Origin of the sequence: Streptomyces sp. NPDC058662, assembly GCF_042716255.1 — a bacterium.
In the GTDB taxonomy this organism is placed as follows: domain Bacteria; phylum Actinomycetota; class Actinomycetes; order Streptomycetales; family Streptomycetaceae; genus Streptomyces.
Genome location: NZ_JBHXRU010000006.1, coordinates 71502 through 89359, shown reverse-complemented (window position 1 = coordinate 89359; position 17858 = coordinate 71502). Strand labels below are relative to the sequence as shown.

Sequence of the window (17858 nt, the reverse complement as noted above, 5' to 3'; positions counted from 1 at the left end):
CCGGCTGACGGGACAAACGGCCCGTAGCGGCGCGCCTACCTGCGGTTTCGGCCGAGGAGTCGGGTTCCGCCGCGGGGTCGGCCCCGGGCCGGGATGTGGCGGAGCTCGCACGGAACGCCGTACGCGGGAGGCGGCGCGTACCGGCGTCAGAACGCGCGGCCGCCCCCGTCGCGGGTGCGGCGGGGGCGGCTGCGTGCGGAGCGGGAGGACCTCAGTCGTCGTTCTTGCCCGACGGGGTCGTCTTCGCGATCTGCATCAGGAACTCGGCGTTCGACTTCGTCTGCTTCATCTTGTCGAGGAGCAGCTCGATGGCCTGCTGCGAGTCGAGCGCGTGCAGCACCCGGCGCAGCTTCCAGACGATGGCGAGCTCCTCCGCGTTGAGGAGGATCTCCTCCTTGCGGGTGCCCGACGGGTCGACGTCGACAGCCGGGAAGATGCGCTTGTCGGCGAGCTTCCGGTCGAGCTTGAGCTCCATGTTGCCGGTGCCCTTGAACTCCTCGAAGATCACCTCGTCCATGCGCGAGCCGGTGTCGACGAGCGCGGTGGCCAGGATGGTCAGCGAGCCGCCGTCCTCGATGTTGCGCGCGGCACCGAAGAAGCGCTTCGGCGGGTACAGCGCGGTCGAGTCGACACCACCGGACAGGATGCGGCCGGAGGCGGGCGCCGCGAGGTTGTACGCGCGGCCCAGACGGGTGATGGAGTCCAGCAGGACGACCACGTCGTGGCCGAGCTCGACGAGGCGCTTGGCGCGCTCGATGGCCAGCTCGGCGACGGTGGTGTGGTCCTCGGCCGGGCGGTCGAAGGTGGAGGAGATGACCTCGCCCTTCACCGACCGCTGCATGTCGGTGACCTCTTCCGGACGCTCGTCGACCAGGACGACCATCAGGTGGCACTCGGGGTTGTTGACGGTGATCGCGTTGGCGATCGCCTGCATGATCATGGTCTTGCCGGTCTTCGGCGGAGCCACGATCAGGCCTCGCTGGCCCTTGCCGATCGGCGACACGAGGTCGATGATGCGGGTCGTCAGCACACCCGGGTCGGTCTCCAGGCGGAGCCGGTCCTGCGGGTAGAGCGGGGTCAGCTTCTGGAACTCCGGGCGCCCGCGGCCGGATTCGGGCGCCATGCCGTTCACCGAGTCCAGGCGCACGAGGGCGTTGAACTTCTCGCGGCGCTCGCCGTCCTTGGGCTGGCGCACGGCACCGGTGGTGTGGTCGCCCTTGCGCAGACCGGCCTTGCGGACCTGGGCGAGGGAGACGTACACGTCGTTGGGGCCGGGCAGGTAGCCCGAGGTCCGGATGAACGCGTAGTTGTCGAGGATGTCGAGGATGCCCGCGACGGGGATCAGCACGTCGTCGTCGGCGACCTGCGGCTCGCTCGGGGCGAACTCGTCGCGTCCGCGACGGCCCCGGCGGTCGCGGTAGCGGCCGCGGCGGCCGCGGCGGCCGTTCTCGTCGTCGAAGTCGTCCTGCGGGCCGTTGTCCTGACGGTCCTGGCGGCCCTGCTGGCCCTGCCCGCGGCCGCCCTGCTGCTGGCGGTCCTGGCGGTCCTGGCGGTCGCCGCGCTCGGCGCGGTCCTGGCGGTCACCGCGGTCGGCGCGGTCCTGGCGGCCGCCGGCCTGCACGGACTGGCCCTGGCCACCCTGGCCGCCCTGGCCCTGGCCCTGGCCGCCCTGGCCCTGGTCGTCGGCCTTGGCGCCGCGGTCGCGGCGGTCGCGCTGGCGCTCGGCACGGTCACCGCGCTCGGCGCCCCGGTCCCGGCGGTCGCGACGGCCGCGGCCCTCGCCCTCCTGGGCCGGCGCGGAGACGGCGGTGGCCGCCTCGGCACGGGAGTCGGTCTGCGGCACGGCGGCCGCCTCCGCCGTGACGGTCTCGGTCTTCTGCTCGACCTGCACGGCGGCGGGGGCCGAGGCCTCCGGGCTGCCGGAGGGGGCCGTGGCACGACGACGGCGGCGCTCGCCGACCGGGGCGTCGTCGCTGGCCGGCTGGCCCGGGATGTCGATCTGCGCCTGCGTGGCGACCTTCTCGGCGGGCGCCTCGGCGGCGGCCTCACCCGTACGGGCCTTGCTGGTGGCGCGGCGCTTCGGCTTGGCCTCGGCGGTGTCCGCGGCGGCGGAGGACGCGGCCTTGGGGGCACTGCCGCCCGCCTGCGCCTCCTTGATGACCTCGATCAGCTGGCTCTTGCGCATCCGCGCGGTGCCCCTGATGCCGAGGCCCGACGCGACCTGCTGCAGCTCGGCCAGGACCATGCCGTCGAGGCCGGTGCCGGTGCGGCGACGCTTGGGTGCGGCGCCCGCGGCGGAGGCACTGGTGTCGACAGAGGTGTCGGCAGCGCCCATCAGATCGGTGGTGTCGCTCACGAAGGGTCCTTCCCTGGAGCGGACGTCGGCCTGTCTGGCTCGGCGACCGGTTGTGCTGTCCGACAGCAGTCCTAGGTGTGGACCGTGCCGGGGCGGTGGTCCGCCGATAGAGATACGGCGGGGAGAAACGTGCGTGGGTGGTTCCGGCGAGAAGCCCCGAGCTGGAAGCGTGGGAATGTCACGCCGATTCCGGAGCGTGCTCGAAACTGCTGGAATGGATCAAAGCAGTCGGGGAGGCTCCCGGAAGAAAGGTGGTCCCGGATGGGGACACTGAGCACCGAGCCATGGCGGCTTCGGATGCGCACTTGAGACTAACACTACCGGATCCAACAGATATTCCCCCTCTCAATCACCGGCAATCGCGCCATTCCGCTCGGACGGCCTGCCCTGACCGTCCGCCCCCGACCGGCTTGTATCAGCCGCCCTGGGTTCCCAGCGGAAGTACGCTCGCGCCCGCGGCGTCGAGTGCGAGCCGGTTGGCCGCCCACCCCTCGCCCGCGAGCCGCGCGACCTTGTCGGCCGCACCGTTGTCGACCAGCGCGAGGACCGTGGGGCCCGCACCGGAGATGACCGCGGGGATGCCGTCCGCCCGCAGCCGGTTGACGAGTGCCACGCTCTCGGGCATCGCCGGGGACCGGTACTCCTGGTGGAGCCGGTCTTCGGTGGCCGGCAGCAGGAACTCGGGACGCCTGGTCAGGGCCTCCACGAGCAGGCCCGCCCGGCCCGCGTTGACGGCCGCGTCCACGTGCGGGACGGTGCGCGGCAGCAGGCCGCGCGCGGTCTCCGTCAGGACCGGCTTGGAGGGGACGAAGACCACTGGAACGATGGAATCGGCGGGCTCCATCCGGATCGCCTTGGCGCTTCCCCCGTCCATCCACGCCAGGGTGAAACCGCCGAGCAGGCAGGCGGCGACGTTGTCGGGGTGGCCCTCGATCTCGGTGGCGAGCTCCAGCAGCGCACTGTCGTCGAGCTTGGCCTCGCCGCCTATGGTCACGGCGCGCGCCGCGACGATGCCGGCGCAGATGGCGGCGGAGGAGGAGCCGAGGCCGCGACCGTGCGGGATGCGGTTGGCGCAGACGACCTCCAGCCCCCGCGGCTGTCCGCCCAGCAGGTCGAAGGCGGTGCGCATGGAACGTACGAGCAGGTGGCTCTCGTCCCGCGGGAGGGTGTCGGCGCCCTCGCCCGCGATGTCGATGTTCAGGCCGGAGTCGGCCACCCGGACGACGACGTCGTCATAGAGCCCCAGCGCCAACCCGAGGGCGTCGAAGCCCGGGCCGAGATTGGCACTGCTGGCGGGAACGCGCACCCGTACGGCGGCGGCGCGGAACGCTGGACCGGCCATCGTCCGATGACACTCCTTGTGACTGTGCGAGAACTTCGCTCTTCGCTGGCTCGCTGTGAATGTACTGGAGAACGCACGACACCCGAAGGCCCTCGGGGCAGCACCGCGTCATATGCGCGGTGGCGGATGTGGGTACAGCGTATCGAAGGAAGGTTCTCCCGCGACATAGGGCGCACAGGAGGCGCACGATGCGTGTCGCGGGCTTCGGCCGCACTTTTGTCGTCGTACGGGGTGAGTTGCCGGGTTCCGAAGGGTTCCGGAAGGGCCTCGGGGGCTCGACAGCCCCTGCGGAACCCGGCACTCGGGCCGTTCGGTCAGACCAGTCCGAGCCGTACGGCGGCGGCCTCGGCGTCCACCGGGATGGTGACCGGCTGCGGAGCGCCGGCGACCGCCCAGTCGGGGTCCTTGAGGCCGTTGCCGGTGACGGTGCACACGATCGTCTGGCCCGGGTCGACCAGGCCGAGCTCGGCGGCCTTGAGCAGCCCGGCCACCGAGGCGGCCGACGCGGGCTCGACGAACACGCCCTCCTGCGAGGCCAACAGGCGGTAAGCCGCCAGGATCTGACGGTCGGTCACCTCGTCGATGAAACCGCCCGACTCGTCGCGCGCGGCCAGCGCGTAGTCCCAGGAGGCCGGATTGCCGATCCGGATCGCGGTGGCGATGGTGTGCGGTTCCTTGACGACCTCGCCGCGCACGATGGGCGCGGAACCGGAGGCCTGGAAACCCCACACGCGCGGCGTACGGGAGGCCAGGCCGTCGGCCTTGTACTCCTTGAAGCCCTTCCAGTACGCGGTGATGTTGCCCGCGTTGCCGACGGGCAGCACGTGGATGTCGGGGGCGTCACCGAGCGCGTCGACGATCTCGAACGCGGCCGTCTTCTGCCCCTCGATGCGCACCGGATTGACCGAATTGACCAGCGCCACCGGGTAGTTGTCGGAGAGCGCGCGGGCCAGGGCGAGGCAGTCGTCGAAATTGCCGTCCACCTGGAGGATCTTGGCGCCGTGCACGAGCGCCTGGCCCATCTTGCCCAGCGCGATCTTGCCGCGGGGGACGAGGACGGCCGAGACCATGCCGGCGCGCACCGCGTACGCGGCGGCGGAGGCGGAGGTGTTGCCCGTGGAGGCGCAGATGACGGCCTTGGCGCCGTCCTCCTTGGCCTTGGTGATCGCCATGGTCATGCCGCGGTCCTTGAAGGACCCGGTGGGGTTGGCCCCCTCGACCTTGAGGTGCACCTCGCAACCGGTGCGCTCGGAGAGCACCTGCGCGGGGACGAGGGGAGTGCCGCCCTCGCGGAGCGTCACCACGGGAGTCGTGTCCGTCACCGGCAGGCGGTCCCGGTACTCCTCGATGATGCCGCGCCACTGGTGGGTGCGATTGCTGCTCATGGGTCCTTACTCCCCTTCAACACGCATGATGCTGGCGACACCGCGCACGGTGTCCAGCTTCCGCAGCGCCTCGACGGTCCCGGAGAGGGCGGCGTCGGGCGCGCGGTGGGTGACGACGACGAGGGAGGCCTCATTGCCGACCCCGTCCGGACGTCCTTGCTGTCGTACGGTATCGATCGACACCCCGTGCTCGGCGAACGTGGTCGCCACCTGGGCGAGGACGCCCGGCTTGTCCGCCACGTCGAGGCTGATGTGGTAGCGGGTGACGACCTCGCCCATGGTGCTGACCGGCAGCTGGGTGTACGCCGACTCGCCGGGCCCCGTCGCCTCGGCGAGCTTGTTGCGGCAGACGGCGACCAGGTCGCCGAGGACCGCGGACGCCGTGGGCGCGCCGCCCGCGCCGGGCCCGTAGAACATCAGCCGCCCGGCGGCCTCCGCCTCGACGAAGACCGCGTTGTACGCCTCGCGGACGGAGGCCAGCGGGTGGCTGAGCGGGATCATCGCGGGGTGCACGCGGGCGGTGACGGACTCGCCGTCGGCGGCGCGCTCCAGGATCGCGAGGAGCTTGATGGTGCAGCCCATGCGCTTCGCGGAGGCGAAGTCCGCGGCGCTGACCTCCGTCATGCCCTCGCGGTAGACGTCGTCGAGGCGCACCCGGGTGTGGAAGGCGATGCCGGCGAGGATCGCGGCCTTGGCGGCGGCGTCGTAGCCCTCGACGTCGGCGGTCGGATCGGCCTCGGCGTACCCGAGGGCGGTGGCCTCGTCGAGGGCCTCCTGGTACCCGGCGCCGGTGGAGTCCATCTTGTCGAGGATGAAGTTCGTCGTGCCGTTGACGATGCCCATGACCCGGTTGATCTTGTCGCCGGCGAGGGACTCGCGCATCGGGCGGACCAGCGGGATGGCGCCGGCGACGGCGGCCTCGTAGTACAGGTCCAGCCCGGCCGCCTCGGCCGCGGCGTGCAGCGCCGCGCCGTCCTGGGCGAGCAGCGCCTTGTTCGCCGATACGACCGAGATGCCGTGCTCGAAAGCGGTGGTGATCAGGGCGCGCGCCGGCTCGATACCGCCGATGACCTCGATCGCGACGTCGATGTCGCCGCGTTTGAGGAGTGCGGTCGCGTCCGTGGTGACCAGGGAGGGGTCGATGCCCTCGCGCGCCTTCGCGGGGCGGCGTACGGCCACGCCGGCGAGCTCGACGGGCGCGCCGATCCGGGCCGTCAGGTCGTCGGCGTGCGTCGTCATGATGCGCGCCACCTCTGAGCCGACCACTCCACAGCCCAGCAGCGCCACCTTCAGCGGACGCGTACGCATCATTCGACCTACGCCTTTCGATCTTCCTTCAGTGCCCCGCGCGCGGTTTGTTCGCCGGGTTTGAACCAGTCTCACTCAATGGACAGCACTTTCCATCCTCGGTCCATTGAGTGAGACACCTATTTCATCATCCGAGGTCGAGTCGCAGGAGATCTTCCTCCGTCTCGCGCCGGACGATGACACGGGCCTGTCCGTCGCGCACGGCGACCACGGGCGGGCGCAGCGCGTGGTTGTAGTTGCTGGCCATCGAGCGGCAGTAGGCGCCGGTGGCCGGGACGGCGAGGAGGTCCCCGGGCGCGAGGTCGGCGGGCAGGAACGCGTCCTTCACCACGATGTCACCGCTCTCGCAGTGCTTGCCGACCACACGGGTGAGCATGGGCGCGGCGTCGGAGGTACGGGAGACCAGGCTGACGGAGTACTCGGCGTCGTACAGGGCCGTACGGATGTTGTCGGACATGCCGCCGTCGACACTGACGTACGTGCGCAGCCCCTCCAAGGGCTTGATCGTCCCCACCTCGTACAGCGTGAACGCCGTGGGGCCGACGATCGCGCGGCCGGGCTCGACGGAGATCCGCGGCGCCCGCAGGCCGGCGGTCTCGCATTCGCGGGACACGATCTCGGTGAGCGCCTTGGCGATCTCGTGGGGCTCGCGGGGGTCGTCGTCGGAGGTGTAGGCGATGCCGAGGCCGCCGCCGAGGTCGATCTCGGGGAGCTCCACGCCGTGCTCGTCGCGGACGGCGGCCAGCAGCTGCACGACCCGCTTGGCGGACACCTCGAAGCCGGCCATGTCGAAGATCTGCGAGCCGATGTGGGAATGGACGCCGAGCAGCTCCAGCGAGTCGTGCCCGAGCGCCCGCCGGACCGCCTCGGCGGCGGAGCCGTCGGCCACGGCGATACCGAACTTCTGGTCCTCGTGGGCGGTGGCGATGAACTCGTGCGTGTGTGCCTCGACGCCGACGGTCACCCGGATCTGCACGGGCTGGCGCACGCCCAGCTCGCGGGCGATGTGGGCGACCCGGGCGATCTCCTGGAAGGAGTCGAGGACGATGCGCCCCACGCCCGCCCCGACGGCCCGCCGGACCTCGTCCTCGGACTTGTTGTTGCCGTGGAAGGCGATCCGCGCGGCGGGCATCCCGGCGGCCAGGGCGGTGGCCAGCTCCCCGCCGGAGCACACGTCGAGGTTGAGCCCCTCCTCCTTGAGCCACTTCACCACGGCCTTGGAGAGGAACGCCTTGCCCGCGTAGAACACGTCGGCGTCCTTGCCGAAGGCGTGCGCCCAGGCGCGGCAGCGCGCCCGGAAGTCCTCCTCGTCGAGGAAGAAGGCGGGCGTCCCGAACTCCTGTGCCAGCCGGGTCACTTCGATCCCGCCGACGCAGACCACTCCGTCGGGTGTGCGCCGAACGGTGCTCGACCAGACCTTCTCGTCGAGGGCGTTCAGGTCGGCGGGCGGCGGGGAGTAGTGCCCCTCGGGCAGGACGTCGGCGTGGCGGGGCCCTGCGGGGTGGGCGGAACGGCTCATCGGTATCTCTCTTCGCGGGTCACAGGCGTGTCGGTGCGTCTATGCCGAGCAGGGCGAGGCCGCCGGCCAGCACCGTCCCGGCGGCTTCGGCGAGAGCCAGCCGTGAACGGTGGGCGGCCGAGGGTTTCTCGTCCCCGTGGGGCAGGACGCGGTACTGGAAGTCGAGCAGCGCGTCGGCGACCTCGACGAGGTGCCGGGCGAGCCGCTCGGGCGCGCGGTGGTGCGCGGCGGCTTCGAGGACGAGGGCGTGGTCGACGAGGGCGCGCAGCAGGGGGGCGGTGGTGGTGTCCGGGGTGTCTGGGGTTTCGGGGGCTTCGGAGGTGTCCGCGGGGTCGCTGGGGAGCGGGCGGAAACCGAGGCGGGCGGCGTTGGCCACGAGGGCGTGGGCGCGGGCGTGGGCGTAGCGCACCCGGAAGAACTCGCTGGCCTCGCCCTGCACGAGGAGCACGTCGGAGAACTCCGGCGTCTCCCGGGCCGGCACGACGAGCATGGCCCAGCGGGCGGCGTCGCTCCCGTACCGGGCAAGAACGTCGCCGTCGCGCTTGGCGACGGGGGCGACGGGGGCGGGGTGCTCCTCACCGACGCAGCCCCAGACCCGCAGGATCCGCCCCACGGCGGCGCGCACGACGCGCTCCCGGAGACCGCCGGGGGCGTCGGGAGAGTCGGGAGAGTCGGCCGCGTCGAGCGCGTCGAACGCGGAAGCGCGGCGGCGAGTCGGCGCGCAGGGGCATTGACGGGGATTGGGGTCGAGGTCGAGATCGGGATCGGGATAGGGGTCGGCCTTGGGGTAGGAATGGGCCTCGGCGGCGAGGGCGACGATCCGGGCCGGAGAAAGAGGGGCGAGTACGAAATTCAGGAACCCCGCTCCGGTGACGTCCACGCGCTCGATCCCCGGAACGGCTCCCAGCCGGCGGGCCAGCACACCGGCGACCTCGGCGGGCCGGCGTCCGGCGCTCCCGGCCACCTGGAACGCGACGGGAGTCGCGTACTCCCCCACCCCGCCAGGACGCGTCCGCTCGACGACCACCCGCCCGGGCACCTCGACCCCGGCCGGCAGCTCCCCCTCCTCGACGGCGCAGCACACGGCGCGCGCGACGGTACGGGGGAGGTCAGCGGGGTTCACGGAACCCAGCCTAGGGGAGACGCCCACCCCTCAGTCGAAGGGTTTCGCCATATGAACAGCCACCCGCTCGCCCCGCCACCCCGGCAGCGAACCCCGCAACCGGCGGCGCGGACCGGGACCCCAGGAGAGCAGAGCTTGACGGCGCTCGCCAGGGCCGGGCCGAACGGACCACGGACTAGGGACTACGGACCTATAGACCTACGGACCACGGACTACCGACCACGGACCACTATCCCCTCCCCCGTCCCGCGGGGGTCCCTTCCCGCTCGCGCCGGTCCTTGCGATCGACCAGCCGCCGTACGACCTGCACCAGCTCGGCGGGCTCGAAGGGCTTGGCGACGAAGGCGTCCACCCCGGCCGCGATCCCGGCCTCCACCTCGTGGTGGGTACAGGCACTGACGATGGCGACGGGCAGGTGCCGCGTCCGCGGATCGGCCCGCAGCTGCGCCGCGGCCCCGAAACCGTCCAGCCGGGGCATGACCACGTCGAGGGTGATGACATCGGGACACACGCGATGGACGATGTCCAGGCACTCGACACCATCGTTCGCGGTCACGACCTCGAAACCCTCCAGTTCGAGATTGACCTTGATCAGCTGCCGGATGACCTTGTTGTCGTCGACAACAAGCACCCGGCCCGAGGCGCCTGGCACAACTTGAGAGTAGGTCCGCCGAACCCCCCGCGTCCGGGTTTTCGCCACTTCCGCCCCGTCCGGGCGACCCACCCTCCGTCCCCCCGCAAACGCGTTCCTGATCACCCCGGTGAAGCTGGTAGTGTTCAACCCGTCGCCGCAACGCGAACGACACGCCCCCGTAGCTCAGGGGATAGAGCAACGGCCTCCGGAGCCGTGTGCGCAGGTTCGAATCCTGCCGGGGGCACTTCCGCTCGACCAGCGAAAATCACTCGCTGACCTGCGCAAGTGCCAATGATGAAGCCCCGAACTCAGTCTCACTGAGTCCGGGGCTTTCTCGTTGTCTCTCACTGTTCTCGCGTGAGTGGCGCGTGAGCCGACGGGCGATGCGTGCACGCGCCCCTCGCCTGCCCCGCTGCCACCGTTGCCGTCGATGCAGTTGGACCCAGGCTGCCCGCCGCCATCGGGAGGCCAGTTCAGCTACCAGCCCCCGTCGCCGCCGGCCTTACGGCCTCACATCCCTCGCCACGGGTGCCGGGCCCTGCACCCGATACCTGCCCCCATGGGGCGGTACCACCAGTCAGCCCCATCCTCGAAACGCACCTCGCCGCCGTCGCCCCGCCAGAGCCTTGATCAGTTCCTTAGTCCGTCTCCCTTACGTAGCAGCCCAAATTCTTACCGGAAGAGGCAAACTTGGGCAGATCGTTGCGGAAGAAGTAGATACCCCCTTCACCGGCGCCGCCGCGGATTTCGTCGGCAGCTTTCTTTGAGAGGAGAATGCAGAAAGTCTTGATCAGCGGATTACGGGTACCCGCCCGGCTCAACTGCAGCGAGCCCTCATATCGACCAGGCTCGAAGCTCCAGTTGTCGGCCTGAAACAAGAAGATCGGCTGCTGAGGTTTGTCCTGGCTAACGAGGAACGGGGCAGGGTCGCCAGACCATCTGTACGAAAGCCATTCGGAAGCTGGGTCGAAGTTCCATACGCCGACCTCTTTCCAGTAAAAAATCGGCCTCTTCGAATAGGCAACGGACGCAGCGGGTGTCAGTTCGAAACGCGCGTCACGAATCACCTCAACATCCTGAGTCTTGACTCTGGTGGAAACGGTCGGTTGAACATAGAAGTGGGCATCCTTGCCCATCATCCCAATACGCATGAGATGAGGAAGCGCCAACTCAATCTCTGGCTTCTTTTGAAGTTCAGTGAAGTTGTAAAGCGAAAAAGCCAAAGCAGCTACACCGGCGACTGTAGCGACCCACTTGTGCACAGCGTCGGAATGACTCCTCTGGGACGTCGCTGCCCCGTCGTCGCTGTTGACCATGTTCTTACCTTGGTCTCGAACCCGGGTCCGCAGCTCTCTGTGTTACTCCATGTGGTTAGTGGAAGTCAGACAGCCACCTCATTGATCACTGCTCGCGCGCGCTCGTAGTAGCCCTCGCGAGTTCCATCGAGCCCGATGGCATCCGGGCGCCGCGTCAGGTTCGCGAGGGCTTCGGCCGTGCCCCCCGCCCAGTCCCCGTAGGCGACGAAGACAGCGTTGGCCTTCTCCCGGAGTTCAGCGTCCGGCATGACCTCAATGACTGGCAGGGCGTCATCGTGATGCCTCCGGACTATCGCGAAGCACTCGTCGTAGAGGCCTATGGCAGCCAAGGTCTCCGGCGCTTCCGTCGCCTCACCGATCTTCGCCCGGAAGTCCTGGAGCATCTTCGAGATCGTCGTAGAGGTAGCGATCACCTGCTCCCGAATGCGCTGCTCGTGGGCCAGCTTGGCCTCGTGAACGCGCTTCGCGGCCTCCAGGCCGTCGGCGTGCTGCTGCCTCCTCCTCTCGGTCCGTCCAGTGAAGTAGTGAGTGATCCAGGCCGCTGCGGTCGAGCTGATGAGAACGGCGCCGGCCGAGATCGCGGCAGTGACCCATTGGCTGTCCTGCACGATCGTCGTGGTGACTTCACCCGTCGTGGTGGTCGTCTGCTTGCCACCGCACCCGGCTATGACGATGAGCAGCGCGAACAGACCTAAGGATCTTGTCACTTGTCGCATGAGCGCAGACTAGTGCTGGTGTTTCCTCGCGCTCACTGGGGTTCCCCCCACCCCATCGCCTTCGCGATCTTCGCGTTGTTCAGCTCCTCATGGCCATCGATGCATCCCTCGTACCGCCGGTGAATGACCTCCGGGGAGTTGCCGGCGCGGCGGGCCACCTCGGCGACGGGCACGCCTGCGTTCAGCCAGTTGGTGATGCAGGTGTGCCGCAGGTCGTACGGGCGGCGGGCCAGCGGCGCGGCTGCCCTGTCCGGAGGGAGCGCCAGAAGTCTCGCCTCCTGCCAGACCCTCCAGTAGCTGGAGGTGCCGAGCACTCCCCCACGCTCGTTGGCGAAGAGCCTGCCGTCCCCGGCCATGCCGAACTCCTCGACGTGGTCGCGGAGCATCGCCACCAGGAGCGGCGGGATGGGCACCGGCCGGTCGGCCTTGGCCTCGCGCGACTTGAGCCCCCGCTTGTCGTGGCGTTTCCCCGAGTCCGTCCACTTCTTGCCGGAGACAGGCAGCGTCTCCCGCAGCGTGAGCGTGCCCCAGCCGGTCTCGGGCAGGAAGCAGTCCTGCTCCCGCAGCCCGACCGCTTCCGCCGGCCGCATCGCCGCGTAGAGCTGGCAGCCGAAGAACGCGACCAGCCTCCGGCCGCGGTTCCGGTGGACGGAGCCGACATAGGAGACGGCGGTGAGGAGCTCCCGCCCCTGCACGGCATTGACCAGGACCCGGGGGTCCACCTGGTCTCCGCCCTTGGGCCCCGCCCGTTTCACCCCGGCGAGCGGGTTCGCGTCCAGGTAGCCCAACTCGATCGCGTATTCCATGGCCGTGTTGAAGCCGCGTCGGCGCCGCTTGTAGGTCTCCCCGGCCGCTGGAGTGTCATCCAGCTTGAAAGAGAGCCTGTACTGGACGTCCCGGAGCACCCGTGGATCCGCAAGGTCCGAGAGAGGCCGGGAGTGGTTCGAGAGCCACAGACAGGAAGCAACGAGTTCTGGCGGGGGCTCCTCGCCCGCGTGGGCGGGTACGACTCCCCAGCGCACGGCGAGCCGCACCTCCTCCGGGGTCGGAGCTTTGGCGCCGTCGCCCATCATGGCGATGGCCACGGTGGCGAGGCTGTCGGCCAGTCCCTCCCGGGTCTTCGCCGCGGCCGTCTTCCACCGGACCGCCATGTACTCGCGGCTGAAGTCCCACCAACTGGGGTCCGGCCTGACGTTCTCCTTGGCGGCAGCCGCGCGGAGTTCGGATTCAGGGAGACCGGAGTCCACGTCGAACAGCTGGCCCTTGGTCATGGCCTTCCACAGCTCCGAGCGGCGGCTCTCGGCGAGCGCGACCGTGGCGAAGGTGGCGTGACGAACTTTCCCGGCTACGACCCAGCGCAGTTGGTACGGGGCGGACTTGCTGGAAATCTTGGTGATCTTCCAAATCCGCACATCTGTGGTCAGGGTGAGTTCGGCCGGCAGTACCGGGCCCGCGCCATTGCGCGGGCCCGGTACCTGCTTGGTCTTGCTGTTGCTCACGCAGCTTCCTCCAGCGTTCCAATCCAGCGCTCCAGTTCAGAGCGCCGGATCCGCACCGCCCCGTTCGGGAGCTTGATGGCCTTGGGGCCCTTCCTGAGCTGCCGCCAGCGGTAGAACGTGGCTCGCGGCACGCCGATCTCTTCAATGACCTGGGGAATGGTCAACATCTCGTCACGCGGTACAGCCACGGCTCCTCCAGGGCGCTGCGGTGGATGAAAGACGACGATGAGTGCCGCACAAACCGCAGAAAGCCGCCCGCCCGGCGTGACCTGCATGTCCGCGGTGCGGGTTTGCGCGGTGGGCGCCTTCGCAGAAATCCGCGAAACTCCACAATATTCAGCGGACCGGCTGGGCTTATCAGGGGCACAGGATTTTTGCGGAATTACCTGCGGTTTGTGCGGTGAACCCCTGCCAGGCGCGGCGGTGTGCCATTTCCGCAGGTCAGAGGCAGCAATCAGTGACTTCTGCGTTTGTGCGGTTTGTGCGGGCGGGGTGAGGGCGGCGAGCGGCATCACACCTCGCTCGCCCGAAGGGCGGGGTGCACGCGGTAGCGCGGCGCCGGTGGCCGGCCACGGGCTCCAGTGCGCTCGGGCTGGTAGGCCCGGAGGTAGCCGTGCTCTTCCAGCAGCGCGGTCGCGGGTTCGAGGTCGGCGATGTTGGCGAACTCCGAGCGGGACAGCTTGGTGAACAGGTCCCGACGACTGACGTCCTCCCAGCCGCCTGCCCGTACCGCCTCCAGCACTGCGCGAGCGCGGCCCACGGTGGGGTCGGCCCCCATGACGTCAAAGACTCCGAGGGCGTGGGCAGTGAAGTACTCCCCCAAGGTGATCGCCGCGTGCATGGTGGCCTCGGCGACCGGCTTGGTGTGCCCACCCTCCAGGTGCTCGGCCAGGTGCAGCAGGGCGGCCATGCGGGCCACGGCACCCGCGAGCTTCCCCGCCCAGTTCGCGATGTGGCCCAGCGCGCCGCCTCGGGCCGCGAGCTGCGGCTCCACCCGCTGCTGGTAGCTGATCAGTGCCTTGTCCGCTTCGGGGCTGAGCTGGATGACAGCCGGGTCGGTCCACTCGGCCAGCCAGAGCGTGAGTGCCAGGACGTTGCTCTCGTAGACGGCGGCGATGTCCTCGGGGATCGGGTCGGTGATGACCGCGCGCTCGCCGACCAGGGAGCGAGGCATGGAGTACAGGAAGCGGGCGAGCAGGCCGCGCCCGTCGAAGCCCTTGACCTTGGCGATGTCCCTGAGCACGTCCGGCTGGACGGCCAGCCCGATGGTCAGGGCCGGGTGGTCGATGTACTCGCGGCGGGTCTGCCGGTTGACCCGGAGCCGGTCCCCGGCGTGGCCCTTGAGGAAGACCTCCATGTTGGGTGCCCCGGAGTAGCGCCCGGCGATGATGTCGAAGATCCCGCCCTCGGCCGACATCACGGCGAGCCTGCCGCCCTGCTCCGCGATGAGCGAGGTGACCGTCTCGGAGGTGGAGTCGTCGGCCAGCAGCAGCGGTTCCACCGGCACGGCCACCGATTCGGCAGTCTGCGCCAGCCCGATCGCCTCGGCGATCAGCTCTTCGCGTTTCCCGCCGTCGGCCTTCACGGCCTTGGCGGCGGCGTTGTCTGCCGCCTCCTTGGCCAGCCGGGCGGTCATCGCCGCTTCCACGATGGCCGGGGCCATCGTCGTCTGGAGCTTCTTCTCCGCCTCGTACAGCGGATCGGTCAGCAGCGCGAAGACCGCGGACTTGCGGTTGGCCGGGGGCAGCGCGCACACCACGTACAGGTTGGTGGGCTCACGCCAGCTCCCGCGCACGTGGACGACCGACCGCCCGCCGACCGCTGCCGCGAGCACCGACAGGGCGATGGACCCGGCCAGGTCGATGGGCGTCTGTGTCTCCTCGGCCACGGCCTTCACGAACTGGCCGAGCCAGGCCGGGAAGACGTGCGCGGGAAAGACGGGAAGCTCGCGGCGCCCGCTGAGCGGGATCGGTTCCTCCCACTCTGCCTCCGCGGGCCCGGGTTCACTGCTCGCGTCCAGTCCCGCCCACAGGTCGCCCTCTGCGGGCTGTGCGGTCATGCCGCGTCTCCCGTGGTGTTGCGGGCGCTGCGGTGGATGCCGTCGCGGATGCTAGCCGCGATGCGGGACGGTGCGAGTCCCTTCAGCAGGGCCGCTTCGGTGAGCGCGGCGGTGACCTCGTGTTCAGTGAGGGCCCCGGCGGCGATGAGGCGGCCCAGGGCGTAGGCCGCGTTGTAGAGCGTCGTGTTCTGCGTGCCGGAGGCAGCAGCCGCGACCTTGCCGACCTCGCCTTTCAGGGCGGCCGTCGCGTACCGGTCCGCCTTCCCGATCCGGGAGCGGAGAACCGCCACAGGGACCGGGGCGGGTGCGGGCGGTGGGGTGAGCAGGTCACCGAGCCACGTGGGGAGGGGGGCCGGGGGCGCGTCGTGAATGATCTCGTACGCCCCGGTGCCGACGGTGCTGCCGGCCGCGACCACGTACCCGCCCCAGGCTCGCGTGTCGAGCTTCCAGCCCAGGCGCCCTGCGCTCCCACGTAGCTGCTTTTCGGCGGGGGCGGTGAAGTACAGGTGCTGTCCGCCACGGCGGGTGCGCACGGTGAACGTCTCGGTCGGCAGCCGCTCACCCGCGCGCTCGCAGAGCATCGCGAACACGTCCAGGCCATCGGTCGCCCCCGCCCATTCTGCGGGTGGGGCGCCGTCGTCGTCCTTGGGGATGTCGAGGTCCACCACCAGGAGGCCAGCGGGGCCGGTGGCGATGCCCACGTTGTACGGAGCCGCCTGCCAGCAGGCAGTGATCTGCCCGGAGTCGAGGGTGGCGCGCTGTTCGGGGGTCCGGTGGCCGTCCGTGCAGCGGCCGGTGCCGGGGCAGTTGCGCTCGGGGTGTCCGGCGGGCCGCTTGTCTCCGGGGCGGAGCGGGAAGACGGGCCAGCCGCGCTCGGCGGCGGCCAGGGCGGCGCACAGCAGCGCCGGGGCAGGGGTTGATGTCATGCTGAGGATCTCCTGTTTCTGTCGAAGGGACGGAGGACCGGGGCGGTCGCGGTCTTTGGCGAGAGGCGACCGCCCCGGGCACAGCTAGTGGTGCCGGCTCCAGAGGGCGTACTCCTGGCGGACGTAGCCGCGGGGCTCGCAGATGCTGTCCGGGTGGTTCGGGGTGTACGGGCCGTCGGCGTAGCCGCTGGGGCCGAGGCCGGCGGTCTGGTCGATGTCCATGAGGCGCCGGGCCGCTTCGACAGCGAGGGTGGCGGCATCTCCGCTCACGGGGTCGTCATCGGTGAGGGCGATCCGGTCCAGGAGCGCGGCCTTGCGGAGCCAGAACTCACGGACGTGGACGCCATGCAGGCAGTCTCGGACTCCTCGGGCGGTCCATCCGATCTCGCTGATGACGCTCGGTGCGGCGGCGTAGGCGGCCTCGGGTGTGGGCCAGTGGCTCGGCTGCTGTTCGGCGCTGACGTACAGGCGGACGCGCTCGCCGTCGCGGGTGGGGTGTCGGCGGACCGGGCCGGTCGTAAACGTCTCGGACAGGGCCTTGGTGATCTCGGATGCCTCGGTCGGGCTGCAGATGACGCGGATCTCGAACATGGCTGGCTCCTTCATCCTCGGAAGTTGTTGCGCTTGAAGACGGCCCGGCGGATGTTGACGACCGTCTCGCCCTTGCCGCGGCCGTTGTTGGTGCCGAGGATCTGGGTGGCGATGAAGCCGCCGAAGATGACGGCGGCCAGGATGACGAGCTGCTGGATGAGCGCGGCGGCGGCGGCGATGAAGGTGGTCAGGAGCATCAGCCCGCCGCAGGCTGCGGCGAACCCGATGCCGCCGAGGGCGATGTTGACGGCGAGCGGGTTGATGGCCGGCCGTTCCGGGACGGGCTCGGGGGTCTTGGTGGGGGCGATGGCGTAGCCGGTGATGATGCGGCCGTCGGGGAGCTGGATGGTCTGGATGTCCGGGACGGCGTGCGGGTGGTAGACGGCCAGCGGGGCGGGCGCGATGGGGACCGGGTGGTGGGTCTCGGTGGTCTCCCAGCGGGCGGGGTCGTGGTGGTTCACGGCGGTGTCTCCTTACTCCGCGATGTCGGTCACGGCGGCAGCGGCGGACTTCACGAGGTTGGTGATGGGCTCGTAGGCGCCGGTCCCGGCGGTGAAGAAGCCGAAGGGGAACAGGACCATCGCGGCTCCGACTCCGGCGGACTTGGACTTGAGGACGAAGAACGATCCGGCGCCGAAGAGCAGGACGGCGGAGATGGTGAACGTCATGGCGACTCCAGTCGGTGGGGGGGTTCAGCGGGTGCCGTTGCGGTAGGTACGGGCCCACAGGTTGTAGAGGTGGCGGCCGACGCGGATGCGGATGCCGTGGCCGTCGCAGCGTCGGCAGTGCTTGCCGCGCTTGGGCTTGCCCTTGCGGTCGTGGGTGAGGGCGAAGCCCAGCCCGTTGCACTTGCGGCAGCGGCCGAACGGCGAGGCAGCGCACAGGCCCGCGTAACCGAGCGTGAACAGCAGGGTGAGGACGCTAGCGAGCAGGAAGAGGGTCACAAGAGGCCTCCAGGGCGGGACTCGGCGGTTTCCGCAGGTGGGCCGCTATCTGCTAGCGGCCTGATCAGGTGGGATGCGGGCCGCTAGCGGGGTCGCTAGCGCTAGCGACGTCTGCTGCTAGCAATAGCGACCCCTGGGGG

At 70.1% G+C, this 17858-nt stretch carries 17 protein-coding genes and 1 tRNA gene; 1 reads left to right on the top strand and 17 read right to left on the bottom strand.

The genetic code is table 11. The features are described 5' to 3' along the window. Positions 1 to 211 precede the first annotated feature (211 nt). The 7 genes from rho to ACFWUQ_RS04580 all read right to left on the bottom strand — a co-directional run bounded on the left by rho (position 212) and on the right by ACFWUQ_RS04580 (position 9757). On the bottom strand, positions 212 to 2356 hold the full coding sequence (gene rho, locus ACFWUQ_RS04610) for a transcription termination factor Rho (RefSeq protein WP_384532693.1): 2145 nt from the start codon (positions 2354 to 2356) through the stop codon (positions 212 to 214). Positions 2357 to 2771: 415 nt separating this feature from the next. Further along, entirely contained in the window at positions 2772 to 3698 is a 927-nt protein-coding gene (thrB, locus tag ACFWUQ_RS04605; protein WP_384532690.1) for a homoserine kinase, read from the bottom strand. Between the two features lie 314 nt (positions 3699 to 4012). After that, entirely contained in the window at positions 4013 to 5083 is a 1071-nt protein-coding gene (gene thrC, locus ACFWUQ_RS04600; RefSeq protein ID WP_384532688.1) for a threonine synthase, read from the bottom strand. A gap of 6 nt (positions 5084 to 5089) precedes the next feature. After that, positions 5090 to 6394 (bottom strand): homoserine dehydrogenase, encoded by a 1305-nt coding sequence (locus tag ACFWUQ_RS04595; protein WP_384532685.1) that lies wholly within the window; start codon positions 6392 to 6394, stop codon positions 5090 to 5092. A 124-nt stretch (positions 6395 to 6518) separates the two neighbouring features. Further along, positions 6519 to 7910, bottom strand: a complete 1392-nt coding sequence (gene lysA / locus ACFWUQ_RS04590; RefSeq protein WP_384532682.1) for a diaminopimelate decarboxylase — start codon at positions 7908 to 7910, stop codon at positions 6519 to 6521. A 19-nt stretch (positions 7911 to 7929) separates the two neighbouring features. Next, complete coding sequence (gene nrtL / locus ACFWUQ_RS04585) at positions 7930 to 9033, bottom strand: ArgS-related anticodon-binding protein NrtL (protein ID WP_384532680.1); 1104 nt, start codon at positions 9031 to 9033, stop codon at positions 7930 to 7932. A 229-nt stretch (positions 9034 to 9262) separates the two neighbouring features. Continuing rightward, on the bottom strand, positions 9263 to 9757 hold the full coding sequence (locus tag ACFWUQ_RS04580; protein WP_384532803.1) for a response regulator: 495 nt from the start codon (positions 9755 to 9757) through the stop codon (positions 9263 to 9265). An 82-nt stretch (positions 9758 to 9839) separates the two neighbouring features. On the opposite strand from ACFWUQ_RS04580, the gene ACFWUQ_RS04575 reads away from it, so the two are divergent. Next, positions 9840 to 9911 (top strand) — tRNA-Arg (locus ACFWUQ_RS04575). A 394-nt stretch (positions 9912 to 10305) separates the two neighbouring features. Here the strand turns inward: ACFWUQ_RS04575 and ACFWUQ_RS04570 are convergent. From ACFWUQ_RS04570 to ACFWUQ_RS04525, 10 genes are all read right to left on the bottom strand, one after another. Next, positions 10306 to 10983: a hypothetical protein gene (locus ACFWUQ_RS04570; protein ID WP_384532678.1), complete on the bottom strand. Its 678-nt coding sequence runs from the start codon at positions 10981 to 10983 to the stop codon at positions 10306 to 10308. A 65-nt stretch (positions 10984 to 11048) separates the two neighbouring features. After that, positions 11049 to 11699 (bottom strand): hypothetical protein, encoded by a 651-nt coding sequence (locus ACFWUQ_RS04565; RefSeq protein ID WP_384532675.1) that lies wholly within the window; start codon positions 11697 to 11699, stop codon positions 11049 to 11051. A gap of 32 nt (positions 11700 to 11731) precedes the next feature. Beyond that, entirely contained in the window at positions 11732 to 13141 is a 1410-nt protein-coding gene (locus ACFWUQ_RS04560) for a tyrosine-type recombinase/integrase (RefSeq protein ID WP_384532800.1), read from the bottom strand. 53 nt (positions 13142 to 13194) lie between these two features. Further along, complete coding sequence (locus ACFWUQ_RS04555; RefSeq protein WP_384532797.1) at positions 13195 to 13386, bottom strand: helix-turn-helix transcriptional regulator; 192 nt, start codon at positions 13384 to 13386, stop codon at positions 13195 to 13197. 323 nt (positions 13387 to 13709) lie between these two features. Further along, the gene (locus tag ACFWUQ_RS04550; RefSeq protein ID WP_384532673.1) at positions 13710 to 15257 is read right to left on the bottom strand and encodes a YfjI family protein; all 1548 of its coding nucleotides are present in this window, start codon (positions 15255 to 15257) and stop codon (positions 13710 to 13712) included. After that, positions 15254 to 16183, bottom strand: a complete 930-nt coding sequence (locus tag ACFWUQ_RS04545) for a bifunctional DNA primase/polymerase (protein ID WP_384532670.1) — start codon at positions 16181 to 16183, stop codon at positions 15254 to 15256. Before ACFWUQ_RS04545 ends, ACFWUQ_RS04550 begins: the two co-directional genes overlap by 4 nt. Positions 16184 to 16267: 84 nt before the next feature. Next, positions 16268 to 16774: a hypothetical protein gene (locus ACFWUQ_RS04540; RefSeq protein WP_384532667.1), complete on the bottom strand. Its 507-nt coding sequence runs from the start codon at positions 16772 to 16774 to the stop codon at positions 16268 to 16270. 11 nt (positions 16775 to 16785) lie between these two features. Beyond that, positions 16786 to 17235 (bottom strand): hypothetical protein, encoded by a 450-nt coding sequence (locus tag ACFWUQ_RS04535; RefSeq protein ID WP_384532664.1) that lies wholly within the window; start codon positions 17233 to 17235, stop codon positions 16786 to 16788. 12 nt (positions 17236 to 17247) lie between these two features. Further along, entirely contained in the window at positions 17248 to 17442 is a 195-nt protein-coding gene (locus ACFWUQ_RS04530) for a hypothetical protein (protein ID WP_384532661.1), read from the bottom strand. Positions 17443 to 17466: 24 nt separating this feature from the next. After that, complete coding sequence (locus tag ACFWUQ_RS04525) at positions 17467 to 17718, bottom strand: hypothetical protein (protein WP_384532659.1); 252 nt, start codon at positions 17716 to 17718, stop codon at positions 17467 to 17469. Between the last annotated feature and the right edge of the window lie 140 nt (positions 17719 to 17858).